Genomic DNA, 20532 nt, shown 5'->3' with positions numbered 1-20532 from the left:
GGGGAATCTCCGTTTTTCGTTTACTCGATCCACTTCGATCTCGACAAACCTTACCCTAGTTACGCCATTTCCACGAACCCTGACTTCGATTGGGATCGTATCCTGATCGACGAAGATGAGCTGGGCCAGGTTCACAGGGTTTGCATGGAGCAGTATGAGCCAAGACATGACTTTTGGGTTTACGTCAGGCGTGTAGGGTTTCAGCAATTCGAGCTTGGGGATTAGCTTGGCCTCAACTCAACTCAACCCCAGCTCTGAATCTCCGCTGATAAAGTCAATACTCGGGAGCGTCCGCTTCTGGTCGATCGTGTCCTGCCTGTTACGGCTGATCAGGTTGGCTGCAAATCTCACTTCAGATGAAAGTCATTTTCCGTCAAGCGCAATCTCTCGATTGCAGCTTGAAGTCTAGGGCGATCATGAGCCTACCCAGAACGCCAAATACCGGCCAACTTCGTTTCTGCAAATAAGTGGTCCGCCTCGAGGCCACGACTCAGAACCCCAGCGCGTTTCGCGCCCCTAGAGTTGCATTACTGCGAGCGCCCTGCGCAGGGGCTCGTCGGATATCTGGATAGGACCATGAAATGGCACATCCATGTCCAAAACAAGGTAAACGGAAGCCGCAATGAGCAATGACGAGATGATGAACATTCCTGTCACCATCGAATTACGGGGAGCGCGGTATCCAAAACTGGCGAAAATGAGCGTCAACCAAGCAACAAGCATCCCAATGAGCGGGCCAGGAATCGCTCCCTCTGACTGCTCGACGATCCTCCAGCGCTGCTCGATGAGCGAATGATATTGCTGACGAATATCCTGCAGCATCGTTTCATGGTATCGGTCCGGGGGCTTTATAAGAGCCAAAGACTTGCCTATATCATCCAGGTATTTAGCCGCCTCGCTGTTACGATGCTGCAGCGCCTCGTCTCCCCGATACGGAGTCTCGATAGCGCGCTCAAGATAGGTGATCAGGCGGGTTCGCGTGTCTTTTGCCGCATCGCCATAGCCCCGCAGTGTCCGATCAAAAATGATCATGCTGGTTGCATACCCATGGAAGTTTGCGTCAATCGACTCGAAAGTGTTTTTGGCAGAATTAATCATCAAGCCAAAGACCAGCGATGTCATAACCACAAAAATGTTGGCTACCAGACGAATTACGGAGTTAGTGTCGTCATCCCTGTGGTGGGATGCCAGCTTGGGATACCACTGCATCATGAGAAGCGAGGCAGAAACGAGGCACCCAAAAATGGCCAGTGCGATCCAGAAAGAGTTCATACATCAGCGCCCTGATCAATTGGAGTCAAGTCTTGAAGGATAGACCGTTGGGTTCTCTCGGAATTCTGCTCGGCAGGCCCGAACCAAAAATCGACTACCAGCGGCCAGCAACCTTCTTCCCGCACGGCCTAGGACACACCTTCCTGCCGCAGCCACAGTGTGGCGTCCCTCCATGCACCTACCGTCACAAGTTCCTCCAGTGTCTCCAACACAATTTTTCCCAGCTCAGCGCCAGTCGGCTATTTCTCCGGTCCTTGAGCGTGGCCAACGAGACCGTGGAGCGAATCCCCGGTCGTTCAATCGCATGGCCTACCAAAATTCCCCTGGCAATGTCCTCCTGAACCGCGGCATGCGCCAGAATCGAATAGCCCATGCCCTCAGCCACCGTGCGCTTGGTCAAGTTGACGCTGTCCACATCGAACACGACATTCAACTGAAAGCCATTTTGTGCGGCGACCTGTTCAATCAGGCGTCGATTGCTGTGGGGCAATCCTGGGAGGATCAACGGAAAATCCGCTAACCCGAGTATGCGCACCGATTTCGACGCTTCGCCCGGCGGACCGACCAGTACCATTCGTTCGCTGAAAATCGCCCGCACATCAAATGCCTCCAGCAAAAGCTGGTTGTAAACCACGGCCACCTGAATGCGGCCGTCCAGCAAGCATTCCTGCAGTGACGTGCTCAAGTCTTCCGATACATGCAATGAAGCCTTCGGCCAGCGCTCGTGAAAACGACGAATCAACTGCGGCCCGACGATGATACCGATCGCAGGGGGCAAGCCAACAGCCAAGTGCCCTCGCTCCTCGAATGCACTGTTGCGCACGTGGTCGGCGGTTTCTTCCATGTAGCGCAGCATAACGTCCGCCCGCTCCAATAGGCGCGCACCTGCCGTGGTCAGTTCTACGCCCCTGCCATGACGAATGATGAAACCCCTCGGACAGGCTTTCATTGCCCTGCTGAAAATGATGCTGGCGCCAATCGTCTTCGTCACCCTTGTGCATGGTCTGCCCCATGTTCAGGACATGCGCAAACTCGGCCGGCTCGGCGTGAAATCGTTGATCTATTTTGAAGTCGTCAGCACTGGTTCATTCTGGTCAACGTGGTGGAGCCCGGCGTGGGCCTGCATGCCACCAGCCTCAACGAGTCCAGCGAAGCGATCAAGGCCACCTCCGCCGCCGGCAGCGTGTCCATGGTCAACTACCTGCTCGGCCTCATTCCTCCCCGCAGGCTATAGCTTCAACCTCGACGGCACTGCGATCTACATGGCGATTGCTATCGGCTTCATCGCCCAGGCTTGAACCTACTCAGCTGAGCCTCTCAATAAGTCATGACGCTTAATTAAAAATGACTAAAAAAAGCAAACAGTGTCCACAATTTCCGGAAATACCTTGCCCGCTTACAAGAACCTTCTTGTTCTAATCTACTGCCCTGATTTCTAGAATTTCCTTGCGCTAAACAAGGCGCTATTTGCCTGATCCAACACTGCAAGGAAGTTTTATCTCCATGAAAGCAATTAAATTTCTGATGCTCGCTTCGGCTGCGTGCGCTGTCACCAGCACTGCCATGGCAGCTGATGGCACCATCAATTTTACCGGTGAAATTGTCGCTGCTTCTTGCGTCGCGTCGGCGGGTGCAGGATCCACCGTAGGTGGCGGTCCTGGCAAACAAATCGTTGATGTAAATCTGGGCAAGGTCAGCATGGACGCCATCAATGGCGCGGGCGAAGGCAACATCGCCGCCGGCACCGCCATCAACCTCAACCTGGACTGCGGCAACACCGCTGCCGGCCTGACTACCGTCAAGTTTGGCTTCGACCCAATGTCGGGGTCCGGCGTGGATGCAAAAAACAACAACTTGCTGAAAATCAGCGGTAGCGCCGAGGGCGTGGGCATCGGCATGTTCGATGACAGCAACCACCTCATCAACATGTCTGGCAACGAGACTTACTCTGCTCCGCTGGTCGTAGAAGGCGACGGTGCCGACGCCAAGTACTCCGCCAACCTGCGCATGCGAGCCTCTTACGTAGCTAACGGTGCCGAACTCAAACCAGGTACTGCGAACGGCACACTGCCATTCACTTTGACCTACGAGTAAATCGTTCCCAAAAGAGGGGGATTGAAACCCCCTCGCTTTTCTGCGAGTCGCTGATGAATACCGGTAACTTTTTTCGACTATGTCTTTTCTTAATGCTGTTGATGATATCCGGCGTTTCTCACGCAGGCATTCAGGTTGGAGGCACCCGGGTTATTTTCCCGGCCTCGGATCATGAAGCCTCTCTTCAAGTTCGTAATGAGGGCACCGACGACATAATGATCCAGTCATGGATTGAGGCAGGTTCAGAACAAGCGGATCGCGATATCCCTTTTGCAATTACCCCATCCTTGGCGCGTCTGAGTCATCGTAAACAACAAACACTGCGTATTTTCTATCAAGGCAAAGGGCTACCGGAAGATCGCGAATCGGTGTTTTGGGTGAGCGTACAAGAAATCCCTCAGGTCAGTAGTTCGGAGAACAGTCTGCAAGTTGCCTTTCGCCAACGTTTAAAGTTGTTCTACCGACCAAACGGTCTACCGGGCAAGCCTGAAGAGTCCGCCAATACACTGAAGTGGAACATCCTGAGAAACGCAGGCAAGGCTGTACTGCTGGCAACCAACGACTCCGCCTTTCACGTGTCATTCGCCAAAGTCATAGTTATTGCAGGCGATAAAGAATACGTCGTGGAGCCTGAAATGATTAGCCCGCGCGACGCTCAGAAAATGTCCATAAAAGGACTACCCGCCTCTGTCGGGGGCGATGCTCAAATCGTCTGGGAGTCCATCAATGACTACGGCGCACTGATCGAGCATAAAGTCTCAATCAAGTTCTAACGCTGTTCCCCCGCTCCAACTTTTATTTCACCGCGTACTTCATGGGGTTCTTCCCCAGGACTCTTCGTGCACAGGAAGTAGCGTTTTGACGGAATTTCGACCTCATTCCATGAAAATCAAAAAACACCACAGGAAGTCTCGAAAGACGCGCGCCAAAAAAAGGTCGGGCAAGTATCTCTCGTACTTGGCCGCAGCAAGCATGCTGGGTGCCTCGACCGCATCGGCTACACAGTTCAACCCGATGTTCCTCAAAGACAAGGGGGCGAAAGTCGATCTGCGTTTCTTTGAACAGTCCAACGGCGTTGTGCCAGGCGATTACAGCGTTGATATTTATCTGAACCAGCGCCTGGAGCGGCGCGAAGACATTTCTTTTGTGGCTGACGAAGATACGCCAAAAGCAGATGCACGCCCGATTCTGAAGATTGGACTGCTTCGCGAAATGGGAGTGGATATCGAGCGTCTTCAGAAAGAAGGCATCGTTTTCAAGGATAGTAACGACGATGAACCCGTCAACTTACTGCGTATCGAAGGTGCCGTGGTGGAGATGGATGTTTCCAAGCTCTCGCTAAACATAAGCGTGCCACAGGCTTACATAAAACGCCGCTCCCGTGGATACGTCGACCCTTCGCTATGGGATGAAGGTATTACAGCTGCGTTCACCAACTATCAAATGAACTTCAACCGCAACACTGGTGGCGGTTTTGAAAGCGACTACGGGTATTTGGGCTTACGAAGCGGCTTCAATATTGGCCAATGGCGGTTGCGCAACGACTCATCGCTGAGCCAAAGCACCGGCACTGCACGCAAATTTTCCAGCAACCGCACCTATCTGGAACATGACGTCACCTCAATAAAGGGCCGCTTCGCGCTCGGCCAGCTGTATACCAATGGCGATATCTTTGACAGCAGTCGCTTTCGCGGGCTTCAACTCGGCTCGGACATCGGCATGTTGCCCGACAATGAGTCGGGTTATGCGCCAGTTGTGCGCGGCATCGCCGAGACCCATGCCACCGTTGAGGTGCGCCAGAACGGCTACGTCATTTACTCAACCACTGTTTCGCCTGGCGCGTTCGAAATTCGCGATATATACCCCGGTGGCTCCAACGGCGACCTTGAGGTCACGATCATCGAGTCCGATGGACGTGAGCGCAAATACACCCAGGCTTATTCCTATCTGCCTGTGATGGTGCGACAAGGGACTTTCCAATACAGCCTGTCAATGGGCAAATACGACAGTGAAGGCATGAAATCGCCGAATTTGATGCAGGGCACGGCGGTCTATGGCGCAACCGACAACCTGACAACGTACGGCGGTGTACTCAGCGCTGACGGTTACAAAGCGTTCAATATCGGCCTGGGCCTCAACACCGGTTTGGGTGGCATGTCACTGGATATCACCAACAGCCAGTCGCACCCGGATCATGGCGAGGCCAATACCGGTCAGAGTGCGCGCTTTCTGTATTCCAAAACACTCAACAGCACCAATACAACTTTCACCATGGTCGGCTACCGCTATTCCACCTCGGGTTATCGCACGCTCAGCGAACACATTCAGGAGTCGAGCGACGCCGACCAACAGAATTTCATTAGCAGCCGCCCCAAGAGCCGACTTGACTTGAACATCAACCAGAATATCGGCCGCGGTTCAGTGTTCGTCAGTGCGGGCGAGACCAACTACTGGAATCGCGCGGGCAGCATGCGCCGTCTGCAATTGGGCTACAGCGGTAACGTTGGTGATGTGAGTTACAGCATTACCGCTTCACATACGCAAGATGGCGGCCGCTCGCGGGAGTCGGATAATCAGCTTGCATTCGCGGTGAGCATTCCATTTGGCTCTGGCTCTCGTTCACAGCGCATGTACAGCAACTTCACCCGCTCGGGTAAAGAAGGCGACAGCCTGCAGACCGGGGTTTCAGGCTATCTCGACGATGCCGGAAAGCTCTCGTACTCCGCTCAGGCGGGCACGTTCGGCAGTGAGCATTCGGGCAGTGCCGGTTTGGGTTGGGACGGGCCGACAGCCAAGCTCGCTGGTAACTACGCGGTCTCGGGTACGACTCGGCATTTGGACTTTTCCGCTGCGGGGTCTGTGGTTGCTCATAGCGGTGGTGTCACGCTCGGCCAACCGGTCGGTGAAACCTTCGCCTTGGTGGAGGTGCCGGGAATCAAAGGTGTCAGCGCAAACGGTGCAACCGCGCGTACGGATAGCGCCGGATACGCCATCGAGAGTTACGTGCAGCCCTACCGTTACAACGAAATTGGTCTCGATACCCAAACACTGGGAACCGATGTCGACGTGCTTGATACCTCAACCCGAGTTGTGCCGCGCCGGGGAGCCGTAGTCAAGGCGCATTTCGAGGCTTCCTCCGGTCGACGTGTACAGGTGGATCTGACGCTGAACAACGGCAGAAAACTCCCCTTCGGCGCCCAGGTTGAGGACGAAGGCGGCAAATTGCTGGCCGTTGTCGACAATACGTCCCGCGCACTTGTATTCGGCATCAAGAACGAAGGCCAATTGAAAGTGAAGTGGGCCGAAGGCATTTGCTTTGCGCCCTATCGCTTGCCACCCCGGGACAGTGCTTTGACGTACGACCAAATCAATCTCACCTGCGGTGCGCAGGCTGATAAAGGAGTAAAAAGTTGAAGTATGCATCTCGTGTAATTACGGCCATTTTTACCATGGTCGTGAGCAGTGCGGCTTTTGCCGATAATTCCGCTCAGTGCTGGTGGGATCCACAGCCGCAAGACAAGACAAAGAGGTATATCCCGCTGATACCTGCAGCCACCAAGACGCTGAATCTGGCGCCAATTGGTGGGCGAATGGCCTATCAAACTTTCTCTTTGAGAGCAGTAACCGGCAGAGTCAACTTGTTCAGATGCCCAGTCAAAATACCGACAATTACGTATAGCTTTAGAATGGATGCCCCTTTGGAAGATGGATACGACGACGTTTATCGTACGAATATTCCCGGGGTCGGACTCCGGTTCGTAGATGGTTTTTTGAATAGAGCTTTGCCATTTGAGGTGAGCTACATCAATGCTGTTAAAAACGCCCGCTACCTACCAGAGCCCTTGACCATGGAGCTGATACGCACCGCCCGAGACGTAAAGACTGGCACGCTTAATGTAAACATCAAGATGATTGCCAAGGTTGAAGATTGGGAAGCAGCGGAGGCAAATATCACCGGGTCAATAGAGCTCACTTCCAGTAACTACTTTTCGGGATGCACAGGTGAAAAGCGCCAAGACATTCCACTGGGCAAGGTCGCGATCGCTCTTCTCGAACAACAAACACCTCGCCCTGTCGGACTGAGCGTGCTGTGCACCGGTCTTCTTCCCGGATCGAAGTTGCCAGTGCGAATTTATTTCGAAGGCAGTAACGAAGGATCCGGCATGCTCAATTTGACCCCAGGCGGCGCAGAAGGCGTCGGCGTGGCACTCACCACTCCTTCGGGCGTCAAGCTTCCCTTTAACAAGTGGGGCGGGTTAGCCATGCAGTGGGTAAATACCGAAGAAGATGGGGAGCGTTACACGTTCGATTTCAATGCGAAATATGCTCGCAAAGGCAGTGCCAAGATTACGCCTGGAAGAGCAGATGCCGCTCTGAACTACATCCTGGATTACAACTGATCCTTAGACTATTTCAAGGCAGGGCGCTTGACGCCCGGCCTAAGGCGTTTATCACGCGGCGAAGCCATTGTTATGGCGTGCAAACCGTTGCCTCAACGCATCAATTGACATTGGGCGTGCGCAGAGATAGCCCTGACCAATCTTCACCCCCTTCCGTACAAGACAGCGTCGCTGCTCTTCCGTTTCGATGCCTTCCACCACCAGGCGCATTCCCAATTCTCCAGCCAACAGCACAGTTGCACGCGCAATACTGCGATGCAGTGTGGATTGGATGAGTTGCCGAGTGAATTCGCCGGCCAGCTTGATTTCATCAAACGGCAGTTGGCACAGGCGAAAGAGCGAGGAATGCCCCGTCCCGTAATCATCGAGCGACAGCTGCACGCCGAGCTGCCGAAGGCGCAGGACGTGCTGCACACATACATCACTGGCGACCGCAGGACCGTCCTCCGTGATCTCAAACGTTACCGACGATAGCGGCAAAGGATGTTCTCTCAGGCGTGACATAAGACGGTTGACCAACTCTGCCTTGGCCAATTGCAGCAGGCTGAGATTAAACGCAACGCCTAAATATCGCCCTTCGTCATGCAACTGAATTTGACCGGCCAAGCCTTGATCAAGAAGTTCGCACAGCAAATCATCAAGCAAATGTTCGTGGGTCATAGTCGGGATGAACGCTGCCGGTGTCAGCAGTCCCAATTCTGGATGCTGCCAGCGAGCGAGAACCTCCAGGGAATCAACAGCATTACTGCTCAGATCAAATTTTGGTTGAACGTACGCCTGGAACTCACCCTGCCGCAATCCTCTTCGGATCGCCAGAACATCGAGCATATGTGCTTTCGGCGGCGCACTCTGGAGCCGTCCGCCGCTGGCGGCGCTTTGTAAATCAGGTGCAGTGTGCATGGGTAAAAACCTGGTTCAAATCATCCGCAAAGGGTATGTGAATGATCGAATGCACCCTTTAAGGCGAATCTGAAATCAGACCAAGAAAAGTCTCGAACACATCCGCGATACGACTAAGTACCTTACGTTGTTTGAAGCCTCTTGCTGATGCTATCCAGGCACTTGAGCAGTGCTCGCCCTGCCTCTTGTAAGTCTTCGCCAAGCCCTTGCGCAGCATGCTCCTCCATCTCTGTGCAAAGCTCCAACAGCATCTGGTCATTAAGTAGATAAGCCGTACCCTTAAGCTTGTGGGCAATACATGTTATTGCCAGCAAGTCGCCCGCATCCAAAGCGTGACGTAAGGCATCGCTTTCACTCTGGTTACTCAGACTGACTTGCTCAGCCATCCTCGCGCGGATGTCGCTCTTCCACGATGGCCGCTCGCTCGTCGGTGCCTGACTGTGTCCAAATTTGGGGATAATTTGATTGAGTACGGCCAGATTCGTCGGTTTGGCCAATACGCGATCCATTCCTGCCTCCTCACAGGCACGCTGCACGCCAGGCTGCGCATCAGCTGTAAGACCAATGATGCGGCAGGGTTTCAACCCCCTGCTCAGTTCCAGCCGACGGATTGCGCGAGCCAATTCGACGCCGTTCATTTCCGGCATATTGCAATCGGTGATGACGATATCGATGTCGTGCTCGCTCCAGACTGCCAGCCCCTCCAGACCGTTGCTCGCGGTCAGCGGGCGATGGCCCAGATAGCCGATCTGCTGAACCAGCAAGTACTGACTGGGCAAGTGGTCCTCGACGATCAGAACGGTAAGCAACTCATCCGCTTCACGTACAGCAGCCTCGCTAGAACCGGGCAATGCCGACGCATCAACGATCACCCGCTCAAGCTCGAGTGAAAAACTCATCGTGGTGCCTTTACCCATTTCGCTTTCCACTTGCAAAGCGCTTTGCATCAGTTGGCAGAGAGCCTGGCTGATCGCTAACCCGAGGCCCGCGCCGGAGTTGGCGTCGCTGACTGCACTCTCCGCCAGATAAAATGGCTTGAACACCTGATCCAGATGGACCGCAGGTATTCCTGCACCGCTATCGCTGACACTGATGTAGAAACTCAGTGTGGAAGGACCGTTTGGTTGCACCTTACAACGTAGGTCGACGCCACCGGTCTGGGTGAACTTAATCGCGTTGCTCAACAGGTTGGAAACAATCTGCTTAATCTTCACCGCGTCTACCCACACCTGCTCCGCCGCCAGCGCGTCGATGTCCAGGGTCAGGCGCAGATGCTTCTGTCGTGCGAGTCCGGAGAAAACATTGCCCACGGACTCCAGCAGTGGCTTCATGCTCGTTGGCTCTGGGGTCAGGACCAACTTGCCCGATTCTATGCGTGAAATATCAAGAATATCGCCAATCAACGCCAGCAGACCGATCGCCGACTCATAGGCAATGTGCAGCGACTGGTCGTTGAGCTCGGCATCGCTTTTGCGTGTCAGCACCAATTCCAGCATGCCGATGACCGCATTAAGCGGTGTACGAATTTCATGGCTCATCGTCGCCAGAAACACGGTTTTTGCACGACTGGCCCTATCTGCCGAGTCCTTGGCAACCTGCAATTCGTCCAGCAGTAATTGTCGTTGCTGCAGGTCAATACGCTTGCGCCGAATGCGACGGCGTTGAGCCACTATGAACAATCCTGCGACGAGAAGCAGCACTCCCAGAACCTCAAAAGAGTGGCGAACGTAAGCCGCGATGCCCTCCCAGTATCTGTCGTCAGTCGCCGAGTTGGCTCGCCACCGGCCAATGATCTCCAGATACTTGCGCGGCGAAATATCCAGCATTGCCTTGTCGAGAATCGAGATGAAGAGCGCCTGATCCTGCGGTGCAGCGAACACGATCCGGATATCGGATCCTGTGAAGACGCCGCCAACCTTCAGGCTGCTTTCGTATTTGTAAGAAAGGTAATAACGCGCCACATTGGCTGGTGCCAATACCATATCGGCGCCGCCCTCACGAACCAGCTTGAAGGCTTCGCCCATGGTCTCAGTCTGTTTGAAAACCAGATTCGGATACTCACTGCCGAGTAGTCGGGGTGCAACGTATCCTTTCGCAACTGCGACGACTGCATGGGTTTGCGCATCCGGCTCGTACGTTGTTGCATCCTGACGTTGCAAGAACAGATAGGGCGCAGACGTCAGCGGACGGGTATGCAGATAGGGCAATGAAGGCGGTGGAGGTTCCGGCAGGATGCTCAGAGTTACGTCCCCATGCCTGAGCAAATCATTGGCCTCGCTGATTGAGCTGACGCGTTGGATCTCAAAGCGAATCCCGGCCTTACGCCGGATGATATCGAGGACGTCCGAGGCAATGCCATTAAAGCGTCCGCGACTGTTGAAAAAGGCGTAGGGCGCGAGATCTTCGCTAACCGCCAATCGCACAGTAGTGGATTTGTCCAGCCATTCCCGTTCTGCGGCTGTCAGCCGATTGCTAAATTCGCTGGGATTACAATCTTCAATATCGCCCCAAAAGTGCTGGGCATCGATAATCTTGCACCGGGTAAGCCCTCCCAGTGCACGATCAAGCATCCCCTTCAATAGACTGTTGTCCGGATTGAGGCCAAATCCCACCTCAATATCGGGCAACCTCGCGCTTTGGTTGATCACCAACTGGCTGCTGAATAACTGGCTAGACAGGTAATGGGTGGCAAGCGTATCCCCAAGAAAAACATCGTTTTCTCCCGTCAGCACCGATGCCATCGCCTGAAACTCAGACGGATAATGCTGAAACCGTCCACGACCGCCTATTTTTTTAAACAGTTCCAGCACCATCGGGTTGGAGACAGCAATTCGCGTCTGCCCATCAGTGGTACTGTATTCACGCAAATCACCGGCCTCAGAGAACAGCGCCAACTCCGTCAAGATGTAGGGGGCGCTGAGACTCATTCGTTGATTTTTCGCCATCAACCGGCTGACATTGTTGACCATGTCGATGCTGCCGTTGCGCAACGCGCCATACATCGCGTCCCGCGTTGCAAAGGCGCGTAGGTGAATGGGCACCCCCAACTCTCGCTGCAGTGCCACCAGGTAATCGGCCATCAGCCCTTCGAACTGCTGATTTTCTGCAAAGATGCGATAAGGCGGCAACGGTTCTTCAGATACGCCGACCACCAGCAGTTTTTTCTGCGACAGCCACTGTCGTTCGGACTCGGAAAGCGTGATCTTCAACTCACTGAAAGTCTGGCGGGCGACGGGCTGCAGATCCTGGGCATGCGACAGGCTACTCCAGAAGCTGAGCAGGAGCAGGACGACCGAAACTGAATTGAGCATACGCAGGCTTGATTTCACGGCAAGGCAATCAGATAAAGTTGTGACGACGCGCTATGTCAGCCAACTCGATCACCGAGGTCACACCGAGCTTGCTCTGAATATTGATCTTGTGACCGCTCACAGTCTTGTTGCTCAAACTGAGACGACTAGCAATATCACTATTGGTAACGCCCTCGGCGAGCAATTTGAAGATCTGCAATTCCCTATCGGTTAGATCTTCGATATCCCCCGTTGTCTCGACACTGCCAAGCAGTGGCATCGCATCTTTTGGGAAAAAAATGTAGCCATCAGCGATTGTCTCAACAGCTTTGACCAGTTTGCCTATAGGCTCGTTTTTGCTGACGAAACCACTGGCACCGGCTTGCAGGCACCTCGACGCGTAGTTTTCCTTCGCCTGAGAGGTATACACAAGTACCCGAGTATCAAGCTTATCCCTTCTAATTCGTTTAAGTACGGTCAGGCCATCAAGTTTCTCTAGCCCGATGTCCAGAATGACAATGTCTGGTTTCAACGACTCAATCATCCGCACTGCGTCAGCACCATCAGCCGTTTCCCCCGCAGACTCAAAGCCGATGGGAACAAGCGCCTGGCGAATGGCATGACAAATAAGAGGGTGATCATCAACGATCAGGACTTTTTTACTCATGGATTCACCAATGTCAGTTTCTTGTTGCGATTCTAGCGAGGAACGGCTTCGACACTATGATATCTCCCGGGAATGGTCATCACATTACTCACCTGTCGCGCTGACTGCATTCCAGAATATTCCGGCCAGCAAACAAGACGCTTCTTGTGCATGACGCCCTGGCGCTTGCTTAGACTTCGTGCATTTGCAGATGAGTTTGACGATGCAGAACAATCCAAACAGAGTGGCTGTGATCGGAAGGCGCTTCGGCGGCTTGCTCGAATTTTCCCGCCAGTTGAACGACCTGAATATTTTTCACATTACACTTCGAAAGAGTTCGATAGAGATTGTCAAGATGCTTGAGGCGGGAGAGCGGTTTGATACGCTAGTCTTCGACAATTTTGAGATACCCAGAGACAGTGACTGCCTGCGATCCATCGCTTGGTATCGGGCAGTGGACCTGATCATTCTCACCGCTGATGTAAATTTTCAACAGCGCCGGGAAATACTTGAATGGGCAAAAAAACGCTCCCTGCCGCCGTTGCGGGTGCTACCACTGCCTGTCCGCGCGGATGACTTTAAGCAGGTGATGACCACTCCCAGTACCGCCCAACAAAAGGCGATCTTCCGCCAGACAGGTCACCAATAACATTGCGAGCGAAATGAGGGAGATGACTGCAACGGATTGCAAGTGTTCGCAGTAGACGGTGCATTGCTGCGCCTCCCTGTTTCATCTGGGTTGGTATGACAGCGCATACACCGTGCCGAAACGCAGCTCCACTGCCGAGATTATCGCTCAGGCCAGCCCTGAAACACTCGTCCAGGTTCTCATTGATGCACAGGTGCAATCCCCCCCGGCTGGCCATGCGGCAATTGCGCCTGGTTGCCAATCAGGCGCAATTGCCGCTGTTGCCGATACGCCCAATCAACGCTCCTTCTGGTTGACCGGACAAGGTATAGCCGCGCTTGGCGATCAACCTTGGGTTGCCCGCCGCGCTGACCATCCCGGTTGCCGGGTTGGCCTCCACTGTCCACCGGTGCACACCGCCGGTTGCCCGAGTCACCAATAATGACGGCTTCACTCGTACCGCCCGCGGGATCCATTCCCGCGTCATAGGATCGGCTCAAGCACTCGCTTTCTGCACATTTGCCATGCCAGCGCTCAAGTTGACCCTTCGGGACAGCCTTCAGGGCTTTCCTGAGCTTGTAACCCGAATGAATCGAAGATTTACGGCAGCAAGGCCTGATATTGATCTGTCCGGATGCCGAACTGAACGATACAAAGCTGCTGGCAGAAAAGCTTCAAGCTACCGGGCGAAAGCCCGTACGCGGGAGCAGCACAGATCATCGTCGGCCTGTGCTTCGCCAATGAACTGATCCGCTTGGGCAGTAACGCGTCCGCCCCTTCGACCGGTGAGTTATTTTCGGATCCTGATGACTTCAGCAATCAGTGGTGTTCAAAGGTTTTGAACGACCGACTAGTGCTACGTATCGGCAACCTGGACTTGGTCTCTACCACTCGATTTTGCACGGTACATCGCGGTATCGGCACGCCGAATGAAGGCGTCAAACGATTCTGATGGAATCCACGTCGCAACGCCGAAGCTACACGTTGCCTGTCCAATTTCATCAAAGGGTTGGGTGCTGATCAGCGCTCGAAGCTTTTCTGCCAACAGCCTTGTATCGTTCAGTTCGGTATCCGGGCAGATCAATGCGAACTCTTCTCCGCCGGTTCTGCACAGCAGATCGGTTTTGCGTGTTGCCGAACGTATTCGTGTGCACAACGTCTTCAGAACGTCATCCCCACACTGATGGCCCCAGCGGTCGTTGATGTGTTTGAAGTGATCGACGTCAAACATGATCAGCGACAGAGGGCGGTATTGCGCGTTAGCCTCGATGAGCAGGCGCTCCATCAACTCTTCGAAGTATCGGCGGTTATAGACTCCGGTCAGGTGATCGGTAATGTTCAACAGACGCAAGTCTTGCGTGCGTTCATCTACCAGCGAGAGCGCGCGGGCGCGCTGCGTAATCAGCAAGTACACCATCAAGGTCAGCAGCAGCGTCAACCCTGCTCCGAACACGATAATCAGGCTGATGGACAGTGCGTAACTATTGGCGACCAGAAAGGTTGAGCTCGGCCTGAACTGGATCAAGTAATTCTGGTCGGCTACTTTCAGCAGCCGTTGCTCGTACAGCGCTGAAGGAGCAGCAGGAGCCGAGCTCTGATAAATGGATTCCCCTTGATGCTGCGTGTCGATCAATGAAAGCGTCACGTTCAGTCGCTGCAGGCTTGGTAATGGAATGCCTTGTTCCATCAAAGAAGCCAGGCGTACGGTGGAGACAACGAACCCCTGCAAATCATCATCGTTCGATGGCGCCTCAGGGGACTCCCGGAAGACAGGTGCGACAAAGAAAATCCCTGACTGGCCGTTGGTCATTTTCAACGGTTCCGACACCACTATTTGACGTGTTTCGCGTGCCTTGCTCATCAAGGCCTGGCGACCCGGGCGCGAGAGAACATCCATGCCGGGGATGATCTTTACGTCATCGCGCTTCAATAGGTAGAGCAATATCCAGTGTTCCGGCCGGCTGGTGAGGGGAACTCGTTCGCCGGTCACGGGGTTGATTTCATGATATGAAAAATCACTGGTGCCGTTGAGAAGTGCCTTGGCGCGAAATGCCGGGAGATCTTTCTCGAGAACCCTGGGGACCCAGCTACAGGCTTCGTCCTCTTCCACCAGAGGCGTAACGAAGCCCATAAACTCCCTTTCAGTGACATCGTCGGCGTTGATAAAGAAACGCCTCACAACGTCCAGTTTCAAGACCTGAGTATTAAAGCGTCTTTGCAGGCGACTGAATCTTTCGTCGACCTCTAGTTGAAAAGCAACGCTGACGGTACGCTGCTCTGACCCTACGAACAGAACCAGTACCAGGAACGTGACGGCCACCCCAGCCAGGCACACCAAAGCGCAAAGGGCCACGTCGGATGCTTTGAGTGCGTTCTGACGAGTAGACATGATCGGGTGTTCCTTGCTCATCGCCAAAAACAGTGTGCAGTGACCTGGAGTACTTTTGGAGTATCGGCACGCTTGTCGTTATCTTTATGAATCAGGCGTTAGAGCAAGGGATTTATGACCGGCAGGTATGGGCCAGCCAGGGTGGCAGCGCTCAGGCGAGACCAGACTGGCGCATGGCGAAGCCGTGCAACACGCTGTTCTGGATCTCGCTCGACAGGCTGTTATCGTCCGATTTCAGCCCTTCTTGCACGCTATTACATCGGTCCGCCGTTACGCGCAGTGATCGCAACGGTGGTTGGCGAATCAGCAAGTGACACGAAGCGTCGCGTTGCGCCATCGAGCGCATCGATGCACCCCGCCTCAATGTCGTAGACCCACCCGTGCAGATTCATGCGCCCCTGCTCCAGCGCGAGAGCCACCGATGGATGCGTACGCAGGTTCGCCAGTTGCGCGATCACGTTTTCGCGAACGAGCCCATCAAGCTTCGCGCGGGGTGTGTCGAACTCATGCGCCGCGTTAATCGCTTTCGCGGCGTCCGAGTGGCGTAACCAGTTAGCGACCGCCGGAAGATGATCCAGACACGTGCAGCGTGAAATCGCGCCCATCGCTCCACAGTCGGAGTGGCCACAGATTACGATGTCTTGTACCCCGAGCACAGCGACCGCATATTCAACGGTGGCCGAGACACCGCCAGGTTCGGGACCATACGACGGCACGATGTTACCGGCGTTGCGAATGACGAATAATTCGCCCGGTTCGCGCTGCGTAAGGAGTTCGGGCACAACACGACTGTCCGAGCAGGTGACGAACAACACCTTCGGATTTTGTGCCGTCGCGAGCTGCTTGAAAAGCTCGACGCGTTGCGGATAAACCTCGCGCTGAAAGCGCAGAAAGCCGTCAATAATGTCACGCATGGAGTCCTCCAGAACCAAATGCCGAATACCGGCACGAGCACTTGATATGCCATCGCACCGCTGTGGTCGTCATTATTGCAGACGTTGCTCGCAATGGCTGTACTGGAACAACGATGTCATTCGAATCGCCAACGGCGCGGCTGGTGTCCATCGCCCCCTGGCAGCCGCCGGCTAAAGCGTTTTGGAATCGGCTGGAATGGGCGTAGGGGTTTGCCAGGAAGGCTTGTTGCCGTCCTGACTGTCGAAAGTGCGGCGCGCTTTGCGGAAGTCATCGACATTCTCGACGACCCAGGTCCAGATGGGTGACATACGCACCAACAGCTCCATGCCCAGCGGCGTCAGCGCGTACTCGACACGCGGCGGAATCTCATCGAACTCGCACCGACTCAGCAAACCATCGCGCTCCAGGGCGCGCAGTGTCTTGGTCAGCATTCGCTGGGTCACACCGGTCATCTGCCTTTTTATCTCGGCATGGCGCATCGTCCCGTAAACACCCAAGGCATGCAGGATGCCCAATGACCATCGGCTACCGGCGTGAGTCAGGACTTCCCGCCTGACGCCATCATCATCTTCTCTAAGCGTTTGGCAGATAGTTTGCGCCTGGCTCAGAACGTCTTGATCGGTCATTTCTACCCCTGGTATCACACGTGTGCCTTCTTACGAGCGTTGCCCAATAGTGCAAGCATTGGCTGATCTTACAGGCAACCGGTTTCAGGAGACATCATGACCGAAGTGACCCCGCAATCCCCCCAATCAATTCTCGTCCTAGGTGCCGGCGAACTTGGCCTCGCGGTTCTGCGCAATCTTGCGCAGGTGGCAAAACGTGCGCCCGGTTCCAGAATCAGCGTTCTGCTCAGGGACGCCACGATCAACACGCAGATACCGGAGAAGAAAGCAGAAATCGCTGAATTGCGCAGTCTGGACATCCAAATGGTTGCCGCAGACCTGGTCAACGATTCGATCGATCAACTGGCTGAGGTCTTCGCTCGATTCGATACCGTCATCGGCTGTGCAGGCATGGTCGCCGGTCGCGAAACACCCATGAAGCTGGCCACAGCAGCGCTCAAGTCGGGCGTCAAGCGCTACTTTCCCTGGCAATTTGGCGTCGACTTTGAGGTGATCGGGCGCGGCAGTCCCCAGGATCTGTTCGATGCCCAGCTCGATGTGCGCGAGTTGCTGCGCGCTCAGGATAAAACCGAATGGGTCATCATCTCGACAGGTATGTTCACCAGCTTTCTGTTCGAGCCGGTGTTTGAGGTGGTGGACTTCGAAAACGACACAGTCAACGCCCTGGGCAGCCTTGATACCCGCGTGACGCTCACCACACCGCAAGACATTGGTACCTTGACAGCAGAAATCGTCTTCTTCGAGCCTCGCCTGCGCAATCAAATTGTCTACCTGGCTGGCGACACCGTGACCTATGGGCAGGTGGCGGACATCCTCGAACGCGTGCTGGGACGGCCCTTCAAACGTAACGTCTGGACGGTTGCGCACCTGATCCAAGAGTTGGAAAAAGACCCCACCCATCACATCAAAAAGTACCGTGCAGTGTTCGCACAAGGCAGAGGCGTGGCCTGGCCCAAGGCAGGCACGTTCAACGAGCAGCAATCCATTCAAGTCACCACTGCCGAGCAGTGGGCGCGAGAAAACCTCGCAGACATCTGAATGCGAAGAGCAGGATGGACCAAGCCCCGTCCTTAACGAGGACTTTAGTTCTCGTTAAGGACAATGCTGGCCATCAAAAACCATTCAAGTGAACGAATCCGTTTTGTCTGGAATCAAACGAGCAGTTTCAAAGGCGTTTAGCAGCTGCCAGTTCGATCATTCATTACCGGAGAAAAATGCATGCCTCTCAGTGACACTATTCACAGAGCGTTGCTAAGCGCGGAGGAACGCGCCTCTATCGCTGAAATTGAAGCCACCACCAATATTCTGCAGCTCGTCACACGGATGACCGGAACGCGCTTCGCAGCGATCGCAAAATTCACGGAGACGGAATGGATTGTCTGTTCCGCGTACGATCCGATCGAGCTTGGGATCAACACCGGCGACACACTGGAACTCGAGACCACCCTTTGCAGTGAGTTTCGAAGAGATCCCCAAGTGCTTTTCGTGCCGGAGATAAGTCGAGACGGCAGGTTTTCGACACGTCCTGTGGTAAAGCAATACCTGATTGAAAGCTACGCAGGTGCGCCTGTTTTCCTGCCCGATGGACAACTTTGGGGCGCGCTGTGTGCATTGGATTCCAGGGCAGTGATATTCGACGACCCGGACCTGGCGGACACGCTAGGCCTGTTCGCGAGGCTGATCGGCTGCATCTTTTACTCGAACTTGACCGAGGCAGGCAGCGGCTACAGCAAGAACGGTTCAGTTGCCATGGAATAACAACGACACAGCCCTGAGGATTCAGGGCTGTGTCTTTTCTGGCATGTGAGATTCGTGCCCGCCCCTTCTACAAGGTGTAGGAAATGCCGACCTGCACGGTTCGCGGCGCGCCTGGATAAGCGTAGACGTTGCCGAATGCGCCTTCTTCATAATCGCGATCGAACAGGTTTTTCAGGTCAAGATTGAGTCGCACCTTGTCATTGACCTTGTAGAAGCCGAGCAGGTCGACAACGGTGTAACTGCCCATCGAAAACGCGGTGTTAGCGGTTTGGCCGGCGCGCTCGTCGACGTACTTGAGGCCGGTGCCCAGGCCCAAGCCCTTGAGCGCGCCGTCCTGGAACTCATACATATTCAGCAGGCTGAAGCTGTTTTTCGGGATGTTCAGCAGGCGCGTGCCAGAGCGCAACACGTTGTCCTTGGTCACTTGCGCATCGACATAGGCGTAGCCGCCAATCACCCGCCATTCGGGGGTCAGGTTGCCAGCGACGTTGAGGTCGAAACCACGGCTGCGCACCTCACCGGCTGCAACGCTGAAGGTCGAGTCCACCGGGTCGGTGGTCAACACGTTACGTTTGTCGATCTGATAGACCGCCGCGTCGACACTCAACTGCTGATCCAGTGCTTCCCACTTGATCCCCATTTCGTAGGACTTGCCCTTCTCCGGCGCGAATCCGCCGCCCTGGCGACTGGCGCCGGTGTTCGGTTTGAAGGAGCGCGCGGTGTCGGCATAGACCGCCAACGTCTCGGTCAAGTCGTAGGTCACGCCGATGCGCGGGGTCACCGCATTGTCACTCGCCTGCCAACTCTTGCCGCCGGGCACATAGGTTTCGTAATCATGTTCAAAGCGCTCGAAACGCGCGCCGGCCAGCACTTTCAATTTGTCGGTCAATGCCACCTGATCCTGCACGAACGCGGCATACGTCTTGAGGTTTTCCTTGTCGTGAGTCGGCGTGCGGGTAAGTGCCGGACGCGGCTGGCCGTACACTGGATCGAAGATGTCGATCGGGTACGCACCGACAGCGCCGCTGGAGCGTTGAATGATCGACTTGTAGTCGTAATCCTCATACTCGATACCGGTGAGCAACGTGTGCTGCAAGCCAGCGGTATCGAAGTGCCCGGTCAGGTTGAGCTGGGTATCCTTGTCGGTCCACTCCAGCTTGCGATAGTTGAAGTTGCGCCCCAGGGTGCGGCCGTCATCGGCTATACCGTTGGCCTCGATTGCGTTGCCCTTGAGCGAACCATCGAGCCACTGGAAACCGCCACCCAGGGTCCAGTCATCGTTGAGCATGTGCTCGAAACGCAGTTGCGCCATGTTGTTATCGTTATGCAGTTTGCCGACGTCTTTTTCGCCGAAAAAACTGTCGCGAGAGGCCGTACCGATCTGCTTCGCATAGCGGGTAACGCCGCGATCCAGCGGCGCGTTGTTTCGCATGAAATCGCCTTCGAAAATCAGCCTGGTCGCGTCGGTCGCCTGCCAGGTGAGCACCGGCGTGATGCCGTAGCGCTCGGTTTCGACGTGATCGCGGAAGGTGTCGCCGCCCTCGCCCACGACGTTGAGTCGATAGGCCAGGCGCCCTTCTTCGTCGAGCGGACCGGAAGCGTCCAGCGTGCCGC

The 20532-nt window shown here is 54.8% G+C and carries 17 protein-coding genes and 2 pseudogenes; 10 read left to right on the top strand and 9 right to left on the bottom strand.

The window, feature by feature from the left end:
* A pseudogene (locus DBR24_RS31305) lies at positions 1 to 225 on the top strand (hypothetical protein); the annotation flags it as partial.
* A gap of 291 nt (positions 226 to 516) precedes the next feature.
* On the opposite strand, the gene DBR24_RS22690 reads toward DBR24_RS31305, so the two are convergent.
* Entirely contained in the window at positions 517 to 1272 is a 756-nt protein-coding gene (locus tag DBR24_RS22690; protein WP_128615863.1) for a DUF4239 domain-containing protein, read from the bottom strand.
* Positions 1273 to 1456: 184 nt separating this feature from the next.
* Positions 1457 to 2128: a LysR substrate-binding domain-containing protein gene (locus tag DBR24_RS22685; RefSeq protein WP_256591745.1), complete on the bottom strand. Its 672-nt coding sequence runs from the start codon at positions 2126 to 2128 to the stop codon at positions 1457 to 1459.
* A gap of 67 nt (positions 2129 to 2195) precedes the next feature.
* Between DBR24_RS22685 and DBR24_RS22680 the strand changes: the two genes are divergently transcribed.
* The 5 genes from DBR24_RS22680 (at position 2196) to DBR24_RS22660 (ending at position 7766) form a co-directional block, all read left to right on the top strand.
* Positions 2196 to 2570, top strand: a complete 375-nt coding sequence (locus tag DBR24_RS22680; protein ID WP_256591744.1) for a cation:dicarboxylate symporter family transporter — start codon at positions 2196 to 2198, stop codon at positions 2568 to 2570.
* 205 nt (positions 2571 to 2775) lie between these two features.
* Positions 2776 to 3366, top strand: a complete 591-nt coding sequence (locus DBR24_RS22675) for a fimbrial protein (RefSeq protein WP_128615862.1) — start codon at positions 2776 to 2778, stop codon at positions 3364 to 3366.
* A 53-nt stretch (positions 3367 to 3419) separates the two neighbouring features.
* On the top strand, positions 3420 to 4139 hold the full coding sequence (locus DBR24_RS22670; protein ID WP_128615861.1) for a molecular chaperone: 720 nt from the start codon (positions 3420 to 3422) through the stop codon (positions 4137 to 4139).
* A 199-nt stretch (positions 4140 to 4338) separates the two neighbouring features.
* Complete coding sequence (locus DBR24_RS22665) at positions 4339 to 6780, top strand: fimbria/pilus outer membrane usher protein (RefSeq protein WP_128615865.1); 2442 nt, start codon at positions 4339 to 4341, stop codon at positions 6778 to 6780.
* The gene (locus tag DBR24_RS22660; protein ID WP_128615860.1) at positions 6777 to 7766 is read left to right on the top strand and encodes a fimbrial protein; all 990 of its coding nucleotides are present in this window, start codon (positions 6777 to 6779) and stop codon (positions 7764 to 7766) included. Before DBR24_RS22665 ends, DBR24_RS22660 begins: the two co-directional genes overlap by 4 nt.
* Before the next feature lie 51 nt (positions 7767 to 7817).
* Here DBR24_RS22660 and DBR24_RS22655 read toward each other — a convergent pair whose 3' ends face one another.
* From DBR24_RS22655 to DBR24_RS22645, 3 genes are all read right to left on the bottom strand, one after another.
* Positions 7818 to 8666: an EAL domain-containing protein gene (locus DBR24_RS22655; protein WP_128615859.1), complete on the bottom strand. Its 849-nt coding sequence runs from the start codon at positions 8664 to 8666 to the stop codon at positions 7818 to 7820.
* Positions 8667 to 8788: 122 nt separating this feature from the next.
* Positions 8789 to 11977, bottom strand: coding sequence for an ATP-binding protein (locus tag DBR24_RS22650; RefSeq protein WP_128615858.1), 3189 nt, complete (start codon positions 11975 to 11977; stop codon positions 8789 to 8791).
* A gap of 28 nt (positions 11978 to 12005) precedes the next feature.
* On the bottom strand, positions 12006 to 12623 hold the full coding sequence (locus DBR24_RS22645; protein ID WP_128615857.1) for a response regulator transcription factor: 618 nt from the start codon (positions 12621 to 12623) through the stop codon (positions 12006 to 12008).
* Between the two features lie 202 nt (positions 12624 to 12825).
* On the opposite strand from DBR24_RS22645, the gene DBR24_RS31115 reads away from it, so the two are divergent.
* Both DBR24_RS31115 and DBR24_RS33315 read left to right on the top strand, forming a co-directional pair.
* Positions 12826 to 13251 carry a hypothetical protein gene (locus DBR24_RS31115; RefSeq protein ID WP_177490664.1) on the top strand — a complete coding sequence of 142 codons (426 nt, stop codon included), beginning with the start codon at positions 12826 to 12828 and terminating at the stop codon, positions 13249 to 13251.
* 655 nt (positions 13252 to 13906) lie between these two features.
* Positions 13907 to 14014, top strand: a pseudogene (locus tag DBR24_RS33315) (EamA/RhaT family transporter); the annotation flags it as partial.
* A gap of 72 nt (positions 14015 to 14086) precedes the next feature.
* On the opposite strand, the gene DBR24_RS22635 reads toward DBR24_RS33315, so the two are convergent.
* The 3 genes from DBR24_RS22635 to DBR24_RS22625 form a co-directional block, all read right to left on the bottom strand.
* Positions 14087 to 15619 (bottom strand): diguanylate cyclase, encoded by a 1533-nt coding sequence (locus DBR24_RS22635; protein ID WP_256591743.1) that lies wholly within the window; start codon positions 15617 to 15619, stop codon positions 14087 to 14089.
* 254 nt (positions 15620 to 15873) lie between these two features.
* Positions 15874 to 16533, bottom strand: coding sequence for a carbonic anhydrase (locus DBR24_RS22630; RefSeq protein ID WP_123464354.1), 660 nt, complete (start codon positions 16531 to 16533; stop codon positions 15874 to 15876).
* A 171-nt stretch (positions 16534 to 16704) separates the two neighbouring features.
* A complete protein-coding gene (locus DBR24_RS22625; RefSeq protein WP_128615856.1) occupies positions 16705 to 17160 on the bottom strand; it encodes a helix-turn-helix domain-containing protein in 456 nt (151 codons plus the stop codon).
* A gap of 96 nt (positions 17161 to 17256) precedes the next feature.
* Here DBR24_RS22625 and DBR24_RS22620 point away from each other — a divergent pair, with 96 nt between their 5' ends.
* Positions 17257 to 18198, top strand: a complete 942-nt coding sequence (locus tag DBR24_RS22620; RefSeq protein WP_128615855.1) for an aromatic alcohol reductase — start codon at positions 17257 to 17259, stop codon at positions 18196 to 18198.
* Positions 18199 to 18378: 180 nt separating this feature from the next.
* On the top strand, positions 18379 to 18918 hold the full coding sequence (locus DBR24_RS22615) for a GAF domain-containing protein (protein ID WP_128615854.1): 540 nt from the start codon (positions 18379 to 18381) through the stop codon (positions 18916 to 18918).
* A gap of 67 nt (positions 18919 to 18985) precedes the next feature.
* Here the strand turns inward: DBR24_RS22615 and DBR24_RS22610 are convergent.
* The coding region (locus DBR24_RS22610; RefSeq protein ID WP_256591742.1) for a TonB-dependent siderophore receptor at positions 18986 to 20532 on the bottom strand (1547 nt) is incomplete at its 5' end.

The organism is Pseudomonas sp. HMWF006 (assembly GCF_003061205.1).
Lineage (GTDB): Bacteria > Pseudomonadota > Gammaproteobacteria > Pseudomonadales > Pseudomonadaceae > Aquipseudomonas > Aquipseudomonas monsensis.
Note: the sequence above shows the minus strand (reverse complement) of the source record. Positions and strands in the feature narration are given on the sequence as shown.